This is a genomic window from Anaerobacillus sp. 63XJN7_5_ISO-PGPR-S23-430 (assembly GCF_056173695.1).
Window position 1 is genome coordinate 3245300 of the sequence record NZ_CM149686.1, and the last position, 15594, is coordinate 3260893.

A 15594-nucleotide genomic window follows, 5' to 3' on the forward strand; every position below is an offset into this window, starting at 1 on the left:
TCATTTAAGGTTTTATCTGTCAAAAGGGTTCAAATGCTTCTTCTAAAACTAGGTTTTCAGTATGGAGAATAAGAATGAATAAGATGGTCAGGAAGGTGAATCCGTCGAGGAAATCAAACGCATATATCCACTAAGCTGGTTGACCATTCTATTAGGAAAATGAAGTGAAATTAGCCACCTTCTATATTTGTGTACATTTGACAAGGAAATCTAATCATGTAATATTTATTATTAAATACGTTAAGAAAATATTTAACATAATTAATTTTGAATGGAAGGGGAAACTGGAAAGTGAAGGAAGTAAATGATAAAGCAACGGAACAACTCCCTTAAGTTTGAGAAGTAAAAAATCAATATTAAAGAAGAAAGTAAAAAGAAAGCGGGGAGCGAATACGATTTGAATCGAAGCTTAAAAAAGGTTTTGACTTAAAATTTTCTTGAGGTGAAGGTATTTGAGTGAAAAAAAAGGAAATCTACTAAAAATCGGTACATTTGTAGCAGCCATATTGGTGATGTTTATTTATTTAGGAACGACTAGTTCTAATATTAACTGGGGATCATTTATTGCTATGTTAGTATTTTACGGAGTAATCTATTATATTGGGGCATTCATGGCTAGTGGTAAATCTGAATCTGCATCAGATATGATGGTAGCGAAACGCTCTTTACCACTATGGATTTCAATGTTTACAATGGCCGCAACCTGGGTTGGCGGCGGTTACATATCTGGTACAGCAGAATCAACATATTCACTTGGTTTAGCATGGGCTCAGGCCCCGTGGGGTTATGCGCTAAGTTTAATTATCGGTGGTATCTTCTATGCTAGAAAAATGCGTCGATACGAATTTATGACAATGATTGATCCACTTGAACAGCGATTCGGAAAAAAAGTTGCTGGTGTCTTATATCTCCCCGCTCTATTAGGTGAAGTTTTTTGGAGTGGTGCGATCTTAACAGCTTTAGGAACAACTTTTGGAACGATTCTAGGATTAGACTTTCAAACATCTATTATTCTATCAGCTATTATTGCAGTTGCGTATACTGTCGTAGGAGGCATGTGGTCAGTAGCATTTACAGATGTTTTTCAAATGCTCGCTGTCATGATAGGACTGTTCTTAGTACTTCCATTTGCCCTGTCAGAAGTAGGCGGATTAAGTTCGGTTTGGAACCACTATCAATCAGATATGGGGAGCTATGCAAGTCTCTTCCCTCCATTAGACGGGTGGAAAGATCCTGAGTGGGGGAACTATTATTGGAATTGGTGGGACTTTGCTTTGCTACTTATATTCGGTGGTATACCATGGCAGGTCTATTTCCAACGCGTTCTTTCAGCTAAGTCGGAGAACACTGCCATGTGGCTTTCAATCATAGCAGGGTTTATCTGTATTATTGCAGCGATACCGGCCGTTATTATCGGTGCTATCGGATTGGATACAGATTGGGCAAGTCTCGGTGTAAACGCACCTGATAATCCATCTATGATCCTTCCTTTTGTCTTACAATATTTAACGCCTGATATTATCGGCGCAATTGGATTGGGAGCTCTTGCCGCAGCCGTAATGTCATCAATGGATTCTTCCATTCTTTCAGCATCTTCCATGGCAGCTTGGAATGTGTATCGACCACTTTTCAAACCTAATGCATCAAGCGATCAACTTAAAAAAATGATTAAGCGCTCGATCATCCTGGTTGGAATTGCAGCCACCATCATTGCACTAAATGTTCAAAGTGTTTACGCTTTATGGTATCTTGCTGCAGACCTTGTTTATGTTATTTTATTCCCTCAATTAACAACCGCTTTATTCTTTAAAGATGCGAATAAATATGGTTCGATTGCAGGTTTAATCGTTTCTTTCATACTTCGAATAGGTGGCGGAGAACCAATCATTGGACTCCCAGTCTTCCTGCCATATCCTATGATCGAAGATGGTGTGGTACTGTTCCCATTTCGAACACTTGCAATGGTTGCAGGCTTAGTAACGATTATCGTTGTATCTAAAATGACCAAGAAAATGTGTCCACCTAAACCTCTCTTGATGCCAGAAGAGAGAGAGAACGGTAATGAGAAGATTGCTTCATAGGTCTTAGAGTCAGATGACGGTTATGATTTATATCGACTCAATCGTCATTCATAATCTTGATATAGGATAGTACATTAAGTAGCAAACGGCTTACTTCATTAACTTTAATGAAGTAAGCCGTTTTTTTGTTGTTATTCTTCCATTAGTTATTAAATTAGCGATATAAGAGAAGAGTGAATCATCAATAAGGATTAGCACTGGACTTCTAAACAACACATGGTGGCATACAAGATACTTTGCCACTAATTAGGGATAATTCTTCTACTTACAACATTGTTCCTTGAGAGGACCGCTGAAGTGTTGTTGCACCTTAAGAGTTACAGACATTTGATTAACTAGAATCGCTAAGTATTCTTCAGATGAACACATCTCAATCAATAGGTGTCTGCTACTACCCTCATAACTGGATGACTATCCCTCTCTTTATCGTGTTATTCTACTTGAAGAATACCTCGCACTCCCAACTTAATGCTTCTTAAATTCAGAGGCATTTCTTTCTAGAAGAACGATTTTCAAAAAACCTTTACTCCCCTTTACCTTTAACTTTTCAAATCATCTACATCCGCTTATTAATGACTTAAGATTGCGGACGTGGTTTTAGGAAAACGAAAAAACCTTAAACCATTCTAGCTGAATCGGATTTATAACTGACCTATTTTCTTGAAAACTTGTGTTTATTTAATAAGATAAAAAAGAAGGCACTCTCTCATAAATGTATGCTTCACGAGCAAATACACTTTGAAAGAGGCCTTCTCATAGAAAGCGTTATTTAGTTACTGTTCCAGCATCTGCCGGATGAACGCCATGACGATAGAAATCAGCATCAATTGGATCAAGCGGTTTACGACCAAGGATAAGGTCTGCTGCCTTTTCCGCTAACATCAATACAGGTGCATGGATGTTGCCGTTTGTAACGTAAGGCATGGCAGATGCATCGACCACTCGTAGGTTTTCCACTCCGTGAACCTTCATCGTTTCCGGGTCCACAACAGCCATAGGATCTGACTTAGGCCCCATTTTACAAGTACATGATGGGTGAAGTGCCGTCTCAGCATCTTCTTTCACCCATTCAAGGATTTCCTCGTCTGTTTTAACAGAAGGTCCAGGGGAAATTTCGCCGCCATTATATTTCTTTAAGGCTGGTTGAGACATAATATTACGAGTAACTCTTATCGCTTCCACCCACTCGCGTTTGTCCTGTTCAGTAGAAAGGTAGTTGTAAACCATGCTCGGATGCTCTTTAGGATCTTTCGAGCGAATCTTTAATGATCCGCGTGCATCAGAGTACATAGGTCCGATGTGTACTTGGAAGCCATGTTTTGTAGCTGCTTTTTGACCATCGTAACGTACCGCTACAGGAAGGAAGTGGAACATCAAGTTCGGATAGTCAACATCCTCGTTAGAACGAACGAATCCCCCACCTTCAAAGTGGTTTGTCGCCGCAGGGCCCGTACGGTTTAGCATCCACTGCAAGCCAATCCAAGGCATACGCGCTTTACTTAGGTTAGGCTGTTCAGAAACAGGCTCTGGACATGTGTGTTGCACATAGACTTCGAGGTGATCCTGAAGGTTTTCGCCTACACCAGGAAGGTCTACGATCGGTTCGATGTCAAGAGAGCGAAGATGTTTAGCATCCCCAATACCTGCTAGTTGAAGCATTTGCGGCGTTGCGATCGCACCGCCCGAAAGAATTACTTCACCTGCTTCAACTTGATGGGTTTTTCCGTTTCGACGATACGTCAATCCTTTGGCACGGGTACCATCGAAGTCGATGCTCGAAACAAAAGCACGCGTTCTAACCGTTAAGTTCTCACGATCCATAAATGGATGTAGGTAGGCACGTGAAGCGGACAGACGTTGACCTTTGTACACATGCTTATCAAATGGTCCGAAGCCTTCCTGACGAAAGCCGTTCACATCTGGAGTGCGTGAATAACCAGCTTCTACACCTGCATTGAAGAATGCCTGGAATAATGGATTTTTGGCAGGTCCGCGTTCTAATTTGATCGGACCGTCGTGACCGCGAAGATCATCATCCGGTGATGCCAGAGCATTTTCCAAACGCTTGAAATATGGAAGGCAGTGCGCAAAATTCCACGCTTCCATGCCAGTGTCAGCTCCCCATCGTTCATAGTCCATCGGATTTCCGCGTTGATAGATCATACCGTTAATAGAACTAGAACCGCCGAGCACCTTTCCTCTAGCATGTGGGATATTCCGTCCCTTCATGTATGGCTCAGGGTCCGTCTCGTATTGCCAATCGTAGAGATCTTTTCCAGATGGAAAAGGTAGAGCTGCTGGCATTTGAATCAGGAGATCCCATGAATAATCACTTCGTCCCGCCTCTAATACAAGCACACTTTTCTTTCCATCTTCACTTAGACGGTTGCCGAGTACAGAACCCGCACTACCGCCACCAACGATTACATAATCATATGATTCAGTCATACTCTGTTCCTCCTTGATGTTGATATAGGAAAAAAGGTATTCAGACAATAAACGCAATGCCCGGTATCTTTTCATCCCTATTACATGTATTTTCTAGTTTGCTATTCTTTATGTTTAGCTGATTTATCAGCTTGATTTCATCTTATAGAATGGTAAGAAGAGATCGTTCTCTTAGAACCAGTTCAACGTTTCAGGCTTAAGGTTTTGGAAGATATGCTTTGTTTCTGTATATTCTTCCATACCTAATTTACCTAGTTCGCGCCCAATACCAGATTGCTTATATCCACCCCACGGTGCGTGTGGGAAATAAAGGTTGAATTCATTGATCCACACAGTACCCATGCGCATTTTCGCTGCACAGCGTTCAGCTTTTGCAATATCGTTTGTAAAGACGCCGCCAGCAAGTCCGTAGATCGAGTCATTCGATAGGTTGACCGCTTCTTCTTCTGTACGGAATTTCTCAACCGTAATAATCGGACCAAAGCCTTCATCTTGTACAACACTCATGTCTGTTGTGCAATCTGTGAAGATCGTAGGCAAGTAGAAGAAGCCTTTTTGCAATTCAGGATCTTCTGGGCGTTTGCCGCCGACTGCTACTGTAGCACCTTCTTGAACCCCTGCTTCTACATACTTTTCTACTTTCGCAAGGTGTTCTGCTGAAATAAGAGGACCCATTTGAGTATCTTCATTAAATCCGCTTCCTAGTTTGAATTTCTTCACTCGCTCAACAAGCGCGTTAACGAACTCATCGTGAATGCTTTCTTCTACAATCAGTCTTGTACCAGCGGAACAAATTTGTCCTGCATGGAAGAATACTCCGTTTAACGCTTGATCCACTGCAATATCAAAATCAGCATCAGCGAAAATAACATTCGGGTTTTTCCCGCCAAGCTCAAGTGCAAGTTTCTTCACATTCACGCTTGCAGCTTGCATAATTTTCTTTCCGGTCACAATGCCGCCTGTGAATGAAATAAGGTCTACATCCGTGTTACTGGACAGCTCTGCGCCAAGTGTATCGCCAGCTCCAAGAACCAGGTTTGCAACACCGGCAGGCACTCCCGCCTCTTCCATCAGTTCAAATACTTTTATATGAGTAAGCGGTGTAATTTCACTTGGCTTTATGATCAACGTATTTCCAGTCGCAAGCGCAGGAGCTAGTTTCCAGGACGCTTGAAGGAGAGGATAATTCCAAGGAGTAATTTGGCCACAAACACCAACTGGTTCACGGACCACTTTACTGATCGAGTTAGGTACTGGAGAATCGATTAGCTCTCCGCCATCTTTATCTGCTAGTTCAGCAAAATAACGAAATACTCCAGCGATATCATCCATGTCTCCACGGCTTTCTTCTACTGTTTTACCTGTATCCAACGATTCTAAGTGAGCTAGTTCTTCTTTGTCTCTTTCAATAAATTCAGCAATTTCCCTTACGATAGCCCCTCGCTCAGTTGCTGGTGTAGAAGCCCATTCTCCGTTATCAAACGCTTCTCTTGCTGCAGCGATCGCTGCTTTTGCATCTGATTCATCGCCTTCCGGAACACTAGCAATCACTTCCTGATTAAATGGATTAATAATTGTACGTGTATTCCCCGAGTTCGCTTCTACCCATTTACCATTTATGTATTGTTGTAGTTTTAGATTCATATCTATCAACTCCAATTTTTGAATTAAGTTAAGTTTGTTAAGAATTTATTTAACACACTTAACGTTAACACGTCATTTTAAGGCTGTCAAAATAAATTCACATGTAAAGTTTAGAAAGAATAAGGCTGAAATGGAAAGGCTATAATTAATAATGTAGTAATCATTTATAATAGATAAAGTGAGAATCTTATATTTGACATTTCATCTGAACAAGTTAACATTAAGTTCGTAAAGAAAATTTGATAAATACTTAACACGATTTACTTTATATCGAAGGAGAGACCTAATGAGTGAATCTACTGAAAGACCCAAAATGAAAATAGAAGAAGCCAAAGATAAAGTGATTGGCGCGATTGCGGAAACGATGGATTTATATGGGGTAACACCAGCTGCCGCTAATTTATACGCGACGATGTACTTTAAAGATCAAATGACACTTGATGAAATGCGTACGGAACTCGGTATGAGTAAACCAAGTATGAGTACGAGCGTCCGCAAGCTTCAAGAAATCGAAATGGTTAAAAAAACATTTACGCGTGGTTCTCGAAAACATACTTATGTAGCTGAGAAAAATTTCTTTCGTTCCTTTATGGCGTTTTATTGTCAAATGTGGGAACGCGAAGTGAAAATGAATTTGGAAGCAATTGAGGAAGCACAAGAAGATTTCATAGATGTAATTAAAGATTCCACCAGCACGCCAGAAATCGTGGCATCAGCAAAGAAACACTATGATCAATTAGAAGAATCTAAAAAATACTATCACTGGTTGGATGACTTAGTTGAAAGTATAAAAAGCGGAAAGATATTCGAATTCTTACCAAAAGATCAACAAAGCTAATAATAAGTGATCAGGTAGCCTATAACTGAGCTACTATAGACTACCTGGTAATATCACTTTTCCACAATTACATATAAAAGTAGGCTTTGGTTTGTATTTTAGTTAAATAAATTCTTAACACATTTAACATAAAGGGTGTTGGAGTTAATAGACATAATAAATAGAGGAGTTTTCAACATGATTAAGGGGAAAAAGGGACTTAGTTTTATACTAGCCATTCTAATGGTTGCTGCACTGACTGCATGCGGAAATAGTAGCCAGGGTAAAGAATCTGAGGAAAAAGATAAAGATATAGCAATTGGTCAAATTAGCTGGGCTGAAAACATCGCCGTAACGAATATGTGGAAAGTCATCTTAGAAGATAAAGGGTATAATGTGAAGTTTAACTATCTGAATATGGGTTCTACGATGACGGCTTTAGAAAGCGGAGATCTCGATGCTAGTTTAGAAGTATGGTTACCTGTTCAAGATGCGAATTATTTGGAGGAATATCAAGATACGGTTAACTTCTCAGATGAGACTTGGTTTGACGAAGCAAAAGTAGGACTTGTTGTTCCAACCTATTTAGAAGACATTAATAGCGTGGAAGATTTAAATGAACATAAAGAACTGTTCAATAGCAAAATTGTTGGTTTTGACCCCGGCGCCGGTACAATGGAAGTTACCGAACAATTAATTAAAGATTATAATCTCGATTTTGAACTAGTACCTAGTTCTGAAGCCGCCATGTTAGCCGAAATAAAAAAAGCAGTAAACGATAAAGAACCTATCGTAGCACCACTTTGGAGCCCACACTGGGTATTCTCCAAATATGACTTGAAATTTCTTGAAGATCCACAAAATACATTCGGTGGTGTTGAAAAAATTCATCATGCAACAAGACAAGGTTTTGAAGAAGATTATCCAGAAGTAAGCAAGTGGTTCAAAAATTGGAAGATGAATAATCAACAAATCAGCGAGCTTATTGACTACGTAGAAAGTAGCGAAGAACCTGCTGATGGAGCTGAGAAATGGGTTGAAGAGAATCAAGATTTGATTGATGAATGGGTAAACTAAAATACAGATACAAGAAAAAAGTCACCTTAAAAACAAGGTGACTTTTTTCTTATTTATTCTAACTCTTTGAGTAAGGCATTTCCATTTTCACTGACTTTAATTAGTGCCATTGTTTTATCCTCAACAACTTGCCCCTCTCCTTCTGGAATAAAGAAACTCTCTATACCATATTGGACATCATGATCAGAATAGGTGGTGCCATTCACGATAACATCGTCATCAGAAGGTTCATATGGTTTATTCCAACCACCTTCGATTTTGTAATACCCTCCATACTCATAACTTCCATCCGAAGTAGGAGTAAGGACAACTTTTATTTTCTTGTTAGCTGGCAGAACGGCACCTGGCAACGTTGAAATATCGTAGCGAAGCGTCACATAATCCCCTTGTAACATCGAGCGGGGATCAACAGGCGCAAGAGCAAGACGAATTTCTTTCCCAGATTGAAGCGCTACCTCATTTTTGACGCCATTATAGATGACGAACGAAATCATCAGAATGACAACCAACCAGATTAATTTCCATCTACTTGCGACGAAAGTGGGTTCTTCATCAGTCGTTTGTGTGTACTTTCGTGATACCGTTCGCGTAATGACTAATACAAGAAGACAAGCTACCAATAGCGTGATCGATTTATGAACGAGCGACCATGCGATGTCATAGTACTTGTAGAACAGAAACGCATACCATAACAAGAGCCCTATCCAATAGCGAAATGGTTTCGACTGCCAAGGTTTGTAAAAGACAAGCAGCGTGGATAGAAGAAGAAACACACTATTTAAAAGCCAATATAACCACTGTCCTTCAAAGAAGAACGTTAAGATAAACAGTGGCACGATACTATAAACGAGCGCGTTGCGATTGAACCATCCATCACGTCCGAGAATATGAATCAATCCGTTACCAACGATAAGAACGAGCAACAGTAGCGGTTCGTAGGAATCCAACGAAATAAGTGATTCTTCCATTTTAAAGAGAAATAAAAGAAGTACTCCGTTTGCGAGCAGATAGGCATACGAACCAATTAAGGGGTTCGCAATGAGTTTAAGTACGACTCCAATCATACCGAAAGAGATGAACATAACAATGATCGTTTCAGGTTGAAAACTATTGGAAAAGGCATCTATTAAGTTAGCTAATGCTAAGATTGATAACCCAGACAGCAGGAGGATATTTGATAAAAACGGAATTTTCTCTTTTAATGCGAGACCTGGTAGTAACAATAAAAAAAGAGATGAAAACATAAATGCAAGGCCATTGTCCCAGCTGAAAATAAGAAACATGATTCCTGAAAAAGCGGAAATTAACATTACTGTACTCACGACAGTCACCACAAAGAGTAAGGATGATTTAAACACGCGCTTCCGAGTTTCGGAACCCTGTTCACTTCGTTCTAATCTAGGAAGATACTTAACAGTCAGAAAAACAATTAACCCAACAACAATTAGTAAGAAAAACGGCAGAAGATCCCCCAACGTATCGCCTAACCCTTCTAACATTTTCCCGAATAGAAATAATCCTAGTGCAATCCCCGATAAGATAAACAGTTCCTTTTCTTCACGATGTTTCCAAAGAAATACGCTGATCAATCCGTAGCCGACATAAAGCCATGCCATAATCGTGCTGTATTCCCAGTAGCCAAAACTAGAAGCGATAAAGACATATTGAATGAAACAAAAGCTACCGAACATGATCCAATTAGAACGGAGCCATGAGGAACGCGACAGAAAAAACCAAGCATGAGTGAATAGTAAATAGATGAATACTAGAATCAGGGCTGTCTCTGGCTCCCAATCTGGAAAATAGGACGATGGAAACACATAGAAATAAAAAGCGAGCTGACTTAATAAAAAACCTAAGACATAAAACGCTTTATATCCCGTAAGTGCACCAAATACGAGCGCTGGAACCAGCCAGATCAGATACAGGAGATACGAATCGGCATGTGAATTATACGTTTGACCAATAAGCGCCACGCTAACTCCAAACGCAATCGTTCCAGTCAGCCAGAGCCATCTTTCTAGAAATCGGTGTGAATGCTGAAGACGACTAAGGGTTGTCGCTACGACAAAGAACAACAACATCAGTCCAATCGCGAGCCCGATCTTTTCCACCCGCTCGATTCCTTGCCAATTCGATGCGAAGAAATAGATGACGCTACTGATAAGCAGTGATAATCCAAGCAAATATCCTGTATGAATCCGCTTTATATTCATGAGCTCCTCCCCATTTAACTTACGTTGTGTCAGTAAGACCGTTTTATATGGAGTATATGTTATCTAATTTGTTACTAACTCAAGTATACTAAAAATCTCACAGTCTTTATCCTTATATTACGAAAGAGGCAAAATGGATCATCTGGCTTTCTCTATTAGTAATGGAACCTCTTCCATTATCTGCATAAAAAACCCTCTTGCTTCTGCAAGAGGGTTTCCGCCAATTTCATTTACTTAGTCGTTCACTGAGCCTGGATCTATCTCGTTCAATTTTTAAAGTGGACTGTATCTTTTAAATCATTGCCTTCTTCTAATGACTTACTACTTGTCACCTTTTTTACAAACTCTTTGACCGTCTTAACGTTCACTCCCGACTCCCAATATTCGGCGATTTCAGGGGTCACTTTAACCAGTACAATATCCGGATCATCAGCAGAAGTATTTAGTAGCTTTTCAACAATCTTATTCATGTACTCATTCTTCTTCTCGTTGTCCTGCACCAATTCAGCAGTACCGCTAATCGATACATAAGATGAACCTGCGTATGCTAAGTTTACGGCAGGATTAAGCTTAATATCCTCATATTTGTCTGTATCTTTTTTCGTAATAAACCAGATCTCTTCCCTATCCAATTCCACTTCCTGCGTTTGCATTGGACGGGACATTAGCTTGCCGTCTGGAGATATAGTGGTCAACATAGCCACCTTCTCATCTTTAATTAAGTCTTTTATTTTCTTAATGGTTTCCTGATTTTCTGAATTTTGGTTAGTCATTTGTGATTCCTCCTTCGGGTACTCGTCAGCTACTGATCTCCTTCTCAAAAGAATAAAATAGCCAATTACATATACTCTCTTTTCCCGCTTAGCCATGAAATTACACTTTTCTCAAACAGTGGTACTCTGAATACTGCCTCTGCACTAAAAAAGCCCTTGTTTCCAAGGACTTCGTTACCATTCGTCAGCTATTAATTATTCATGTACTCAGAATTAGCAGTAAATGCTCCAGACCGTTTCATTCACTTACAATTTCATTAAATCATCTTTAATGGAATCGATCTGTGCAGCATACTTTTCTACCTTCTCACCCAGCTCTTCCCAACGCACTTCACGGTCCCGCACCATCCGCTCAACAACTTGTGGGTTCGGTCCACCTGTGATGTTTCTTCTCTCAATAAATTTAGATGGGTCGACTATGTGCTCCCAATCTTTTTCTGAAAGCTGGACACCACTGATCCACTCATTTACTTCAGAAAGGCTTACTTCATATAATTCCTTCTTTGCATCAGTTGCTTTCTTACTAACATAGCTGGAAATCTGGTGAGCACTCCGAAAAGGTACATCATAATCTCTAGCAAGAACGTCAGCTAACTCAGTGATCGTAATCATGTTTGTTTTCGCTTGCTGGAGTGCTCGTGCCTTGTTGAATTTCATTGTCGTAATGACAGCTGTTAATAGCTTGGTAACACGATTCGCTTTATGGAACCCGTTATATAGGTGCGGTTGCAAATCATCTTCTGTATCCACAATATCTCCATATGGCGTGTTGTGAATCATTTGGATGACGCTTAGTCCTTCGCCAACTGCGCTGCTAGCGAGTGCTCTTGAATGTTCCAATGATACCGGATTTCTTTTCTGCGGCATAATGCTACTTACCTGGACATAAGCATCAGAAACTTTAAGTAATCCTACTTCATTAGACGCCATACGGAGAAGCTCCTGAATCCACCTGCCCATGTTTGTCATCAAACTAACTAATGTAAGAGCTGTTTCTAGTAAATAGTCTCCTGTCCCAATCGCATCATAGGAATTTTCCATCACGTCATCAAACCCTAGGAGCTCGACCATTCGTTCTCGACTGATCGGAAAACCAGTCGTTGTAATAGCAGCCGCCCCCATCGGAGAACGATTGACTGTATGATACGCTTGCCATAAGCGGTCCACATCTCTTGATAAGTTATCAGATATGGCGAGTAGGTAGTGACCAAATGTGGTTGGCTGAGCAGGTTGCGTATGCGTGTGGGCAGGCATGATTGTGTGAATATGCTCTTCCGCTTGTAGAACAAGTGATTGCCCTAGCTTTTTAACGTTTCCCAACAAGTCAAGCATATGATCTCGAATCACGATGCGATACATTGCTTCACCCATATCATTTCGACTCTTCGCGATATGCATCTTGCCTGCTAAATCGTCACCAATTACCTTCGCCACTTCGGCTTCTACAAGAAAAAAGAAATCTTCATATTCCGGGACATAGTTTAGCAGCTTCTTCTCCATCTTCGCTACTTCATTGACGCCCTTCAAAATCTTCTTTGCTTCCTCAGCAGTAATAATGTTTTGTTCTTTCAGCATCGTCGTATGCGCGCGATGAATCATAAACATTGCATCAAATAAGTAGTCACGCTGATCTTTGAAAACCGGTTTAAGCAGTTCGTCTACGTAGGTTTTCCCGGGAAAACAAGCGCCATCTTCTAGCTCAAAATCTTCCTTTCTTTTATTCATGGTTTCACCTCATTGTACTAGAGCGTATTTTCTGATTTAACTCCGAAGAATTTATAAGAAATAATCATTACTATCGCAATAAGACCAACCTGAATCATGCCATAGGCTGCAGCCTGACCAAGATTAAACATCCTTAGTTGATTCATAATCTCAATGGAAATTGGGCGATTGTCTAACGTATACAACAAGACAGACGTCGGAAACTCTCCAACAGCCTGAACAAAAGCTAGCAGAGTTCCGCTTAGAACTCCTGGCATAATAATCGGCAAGACAACTCTTCTGAATGTATACAACCATCTCGCTCCTAAATTCTGTGCGGCTTCTTCTATCGAATCATCCATTTGCTCCAGTACAGCGTTCGTCGACCGCACGACGAGTGGTATAAAACGAATAAAATATGCGAGAGGCAAGATCCAGAATGTACCGACAAGTACTTGACCAAACGAGAAAATCGACTTACTGTTAAACGCTAAAATAAGATTCATTCCAACAACAGTAGCTGGTAATGCCCATGGAAGCATAACAAGAATATCTAGTAAATTCTTACCGAAGAATTTTCTTTTCACAAGTGCATAAGAAGTAATTATTCCGAATACAAAACATCCTAAGCATGCAATGAAAGCCATGATTAAACTATTACGAACCGGATCCCAGATATTCGGATCCTCAAACAGTAAACGATAGTTTTCAAGATTGAAAGAAGTAGGATACTTCTGCCACGTCCACGCGCCTTCTGGAACAAAAGATAGTATCGCTAAAACCGCATGTGGCAGTAAAAGCACAATCATCGCTACTATTCCAAGTGACACCATCACCCATTTTAGGATTGGGTTATTGACCTCACTTCTGTGAGCACCAATCCCTTTTGATCCCATTCGATAGTCTTTTCGATTTTGGAACCAACGCATAAATAATAAGAAGGTAATCGAAACGGCTGAGAGAATAACAGATTGCGTTGCCGCCATTTCCAAATCGCCATTAATTTTAGAAAAGTAGATTTGGAGACTTAGCACTCGATACCCTCCAGCAAGTAGAAACGGAGCACTAAAGGAAGCCATCGAAACCATAAAGACAAGCAGGGATGCTGCAACTAAAGCGGGTGTTAATAATGGAAATGTGACCTTCCAAAATACTCCTAAACGTCCTGATCCAAGATTGGCTGCTGACTCTTCCAGCGACGGATCGACATTATTAAGTGCTGAAGAAACCGTCATATAGAAATACGGATACATTGTATAAGCGTGAACGAGAAGAATTCCCGTCACACCGCCTATGCTAAATGGAACTTCCTCTAAATTCAGTAAGTCTTGAAGCGCTACCGGGATAAGTCCCGCTTCTCCGTAAAGCCACATAAATGCCATTACTCCAACAAGTGAAGGTAAAACAATTGGCATGATCGCTATTCCTGAGAAAAAGGAACGACCAGGAAAATTATACCTTGTAAAAATAAACGCAAGTGGTACGCCAATACATGCACTTAGTAAAACAGATAATAAGGATATGTAAACCGAGTTCCATAGTGCTTCTAAATTCGCTTGTGCTTTCGGGCCAAAAAAGTCCACATAGTTTTGTAGAGTAAATAACCCATTTTTCTTAAAGCTTTCTATAAACGTTTCAACTGTTGGATAGAGAACATATCCAACGAGGACCAGGATAATCGGTATAAGAAGAAGGATCGTTTTTCTTTTCTCTGCGTTTAACAACCTCTATCCCTCCTTTGCCACTGGAACGATTCGAACCTGATCAGGTGGTAGTTGAACATAAATATCAGATCCTTCTTGTAGATATGTACTCGGTCCCCGGTTTAAATCGGTTACTTTTAATGTGGTGTGACCTTCATTAACTTTAATGAAGCTATGAACAGACTCACCTGTGAATTGAACAAGATCTACTTTTCCTTTTAAAACATTCAAAGCTTCTAAATTTGTTTTTGATAAAATAATGGCTTCCGGTCGAACGGACATTTTAAAGCTGTCATTCTTACTGAATACTTCTTCACCAGGGGGATCAGTATGAACAAGAAGGTTTAATGCCTCACAAAAAAACCCTTCATCCCTTTGCTTGACTTCAAACAAGTTTGTTTCTCCAATAAATTCAGCAACAAAATCATTTACCGGTTGATTGTAAATTTCAGTTGGCGTTCCAATCTGTTGGCAATTCCCCACATTAAAGACAGCGATTCGATCACTCATCGTAAGGGCTTCAACCTGATCATGCGTGACATAGATTGTGGTAATGCCATACTCACGCTGCAGACGGAGAATTTCATTTCTCATTTCATCTCGTAATCTCGCATCAAGATTACTTAATGGTTCATCAAGCAATAAAATATCCGGCTCAATGACGAGAGCCCTTGCTAAAGCGACGCGCTGTTGCTGTCCACCGCTTAACTGACTCACTTGACGTTCAATAAATTGCTTTAATCGCACTTTCTCTAGCACATCTTCTACTCTTCTTTTCACCTCAGCTTTACTCACTTTTCTTACTTTTAACCCAAAGGCCACATTTTCAAAAACGGTCATATGAGGGAAAAGGGCATAGTTTTGGAAAACCATGCCCGTGTTTCTTTTTTCTGGTGACACTGTCGTCATATCACGATCATCGAATTTCACTTTCCCAGCTGAAGGATAATAAAATCCTGCGATCATCCTAAGAGTTGTTGTTTTTCCGCATCCACTTGGTCCAAGGAAAGTAAAAAACTCCCCTTCTTTAATCGTGATATCCAACTCTTTCACGGCAGTGACATCGCCAAATTGTTTTGTAATATTAGATAAGGTTACTGCTGTCATAACCAACAACTCCTCTTTCTGGAG

At 40.2% G+C, this 15594-nt stretch carries 10 protein-coding genes; 3 read left to right on the forward strand and 7 right to left on the reverse strand.

From position 1 onward, the window contains the following. Positions 1–512 precede the first annotated feature (512 nt). Positions 513–2081, forward strand: coding sequence for a high affinity choline transporter 1 (locus tag AC0VYJ_RS16970; protein ID WP_194219616.1), 1569 nt, complete (start codon positions 513–515; stop codon positions 2079–2081). 765 nt (positions 2082–2846) lie between these two features. On the opposite strand, the gene betA is transcribed toward AC0VYJ_RS16970, so the two are convergent. Beyond that, a complete protein-coding gene (gene betA / locus AC0VYJ_RS16975) occupies positions 2847–4529 on the reverse strand; it encodes a choline dehydrogenase (RefSeq protein WP_475365699.1) in 1683 nt (560 codons plus the stop codon). Between the two features lie 171 nt (positions 4530–4700). Next, a complete protein-coding gene (gene betB, locus AC0VYJ_RS16980; protein ID WP_475365700.1) occupies positions 4701–6173 on the reverse strand; it encodes a betaine-aldehyde dehydrogenase in 1473 nt (490 codons plus the stop codon). 286 nt (positions 6174–6459) lie between these two features. On the opposite strand from betB, the gene cudC reads away from it, so the two are divergent. Both cudC and AC0VYJ_RS16990 read left to right on the forward strand, forming a co-directional pair. Then, entirely contained in the window at positions 6460–7011 is a 552-nt protein-coding gene (cudC, locus tag AC0VYJ_RS16985; RefSeq protein ID WP_475365701.1) for a choline uptake/conversion transcriptional regulator CudC, read from the forward strand. A 177-nt stretch (positions 7012–7188) separates the two neighbouring features. Continuing rightward, positions 7189–8067, forward strand: a complete 879-nt coding sequence (locus tag AC0VYJ_RS16990) for a glycine betaine ABC transporter substrate-binding protein (protein WP_475365702.1) — start codon at positions 7189–7191, stop codon at positions 8065–8067. Positions 8068–8120: 53 nt separating this feature from the next. Here the strand turns inward: AC0VYJ_RS16990 and AC0VYJ_RS16995 are convergent, their stop codons facing one another. The 5 genes from AC0VYJ_RS16995 to AC0VYJ_RS17015 all read right to left on the reverse strand — a co-directional run bounded on the left by AC0VYJ_RS16995 (position 8121) and on the right by AC0VYJ_RS17015 (position 15570). Then, positions 8121–10283: a GDYXXLXY domain-containing protein gene (locus AC0VYJ_RS16995; RefSeq protein WP_475365703.1), complete on the reverse strand. Its 2163-nt coding sequence runs from the start codon at positions 10281–10283 to the stop codon at positions 8121–8123. Positions 10284–10549: 266 nt separating this feature from the next. Further along, entirely contained in the window at positions 10550–11056 is a 507-nt protein-coding gene (locus tag AC0VYJ_RS17000) for a pyridoxamine 5'-phosphate oxidase family protein (RefSeq protein WP_475365704.1), read from the reverse strand. A gap of 246 nt (positions 11057–11302) precedes the next feature. Beyond that, positions 11303–12781 (reverse strand): argininosuccinate lyase, encoded by a 1479-nt coding sequence (gene argH / locus AC0VYJ_RS17005; protein ID WP_475365705.1) that lies wholly within the window; start codon positions 12779–12781, stop codon positions 11303–11305. 17 nt (positions 12782–12798) lie between these two features. Continuing rightward, the gene (locus tag AC0VYJ_RS17010) at positions 12799–14484 is read right to left on the reverse strand and encodes an ABC transporter permease (protein WP_303535400.1); all 1686 of its coding nucleotides are present in this window, start codon (positions 14482–14484) and stop codon (positions 12799–12801) included. 3 nt (positions 14485–14487) lie between these two features. Then, positions 14488–15570: an ABC transporter ATP-binding protein gene (locus tag AC0VYJ_RS17015; RefSeq protein WP_475365706.1), complete on the reverse strand. Its 1083-nt coding sequence runs from the start codon at positions 15568–15570 to the stop codon at positions 14488–14490. Positions 15571–15594 lie beyond the last annotated feature (24 nt).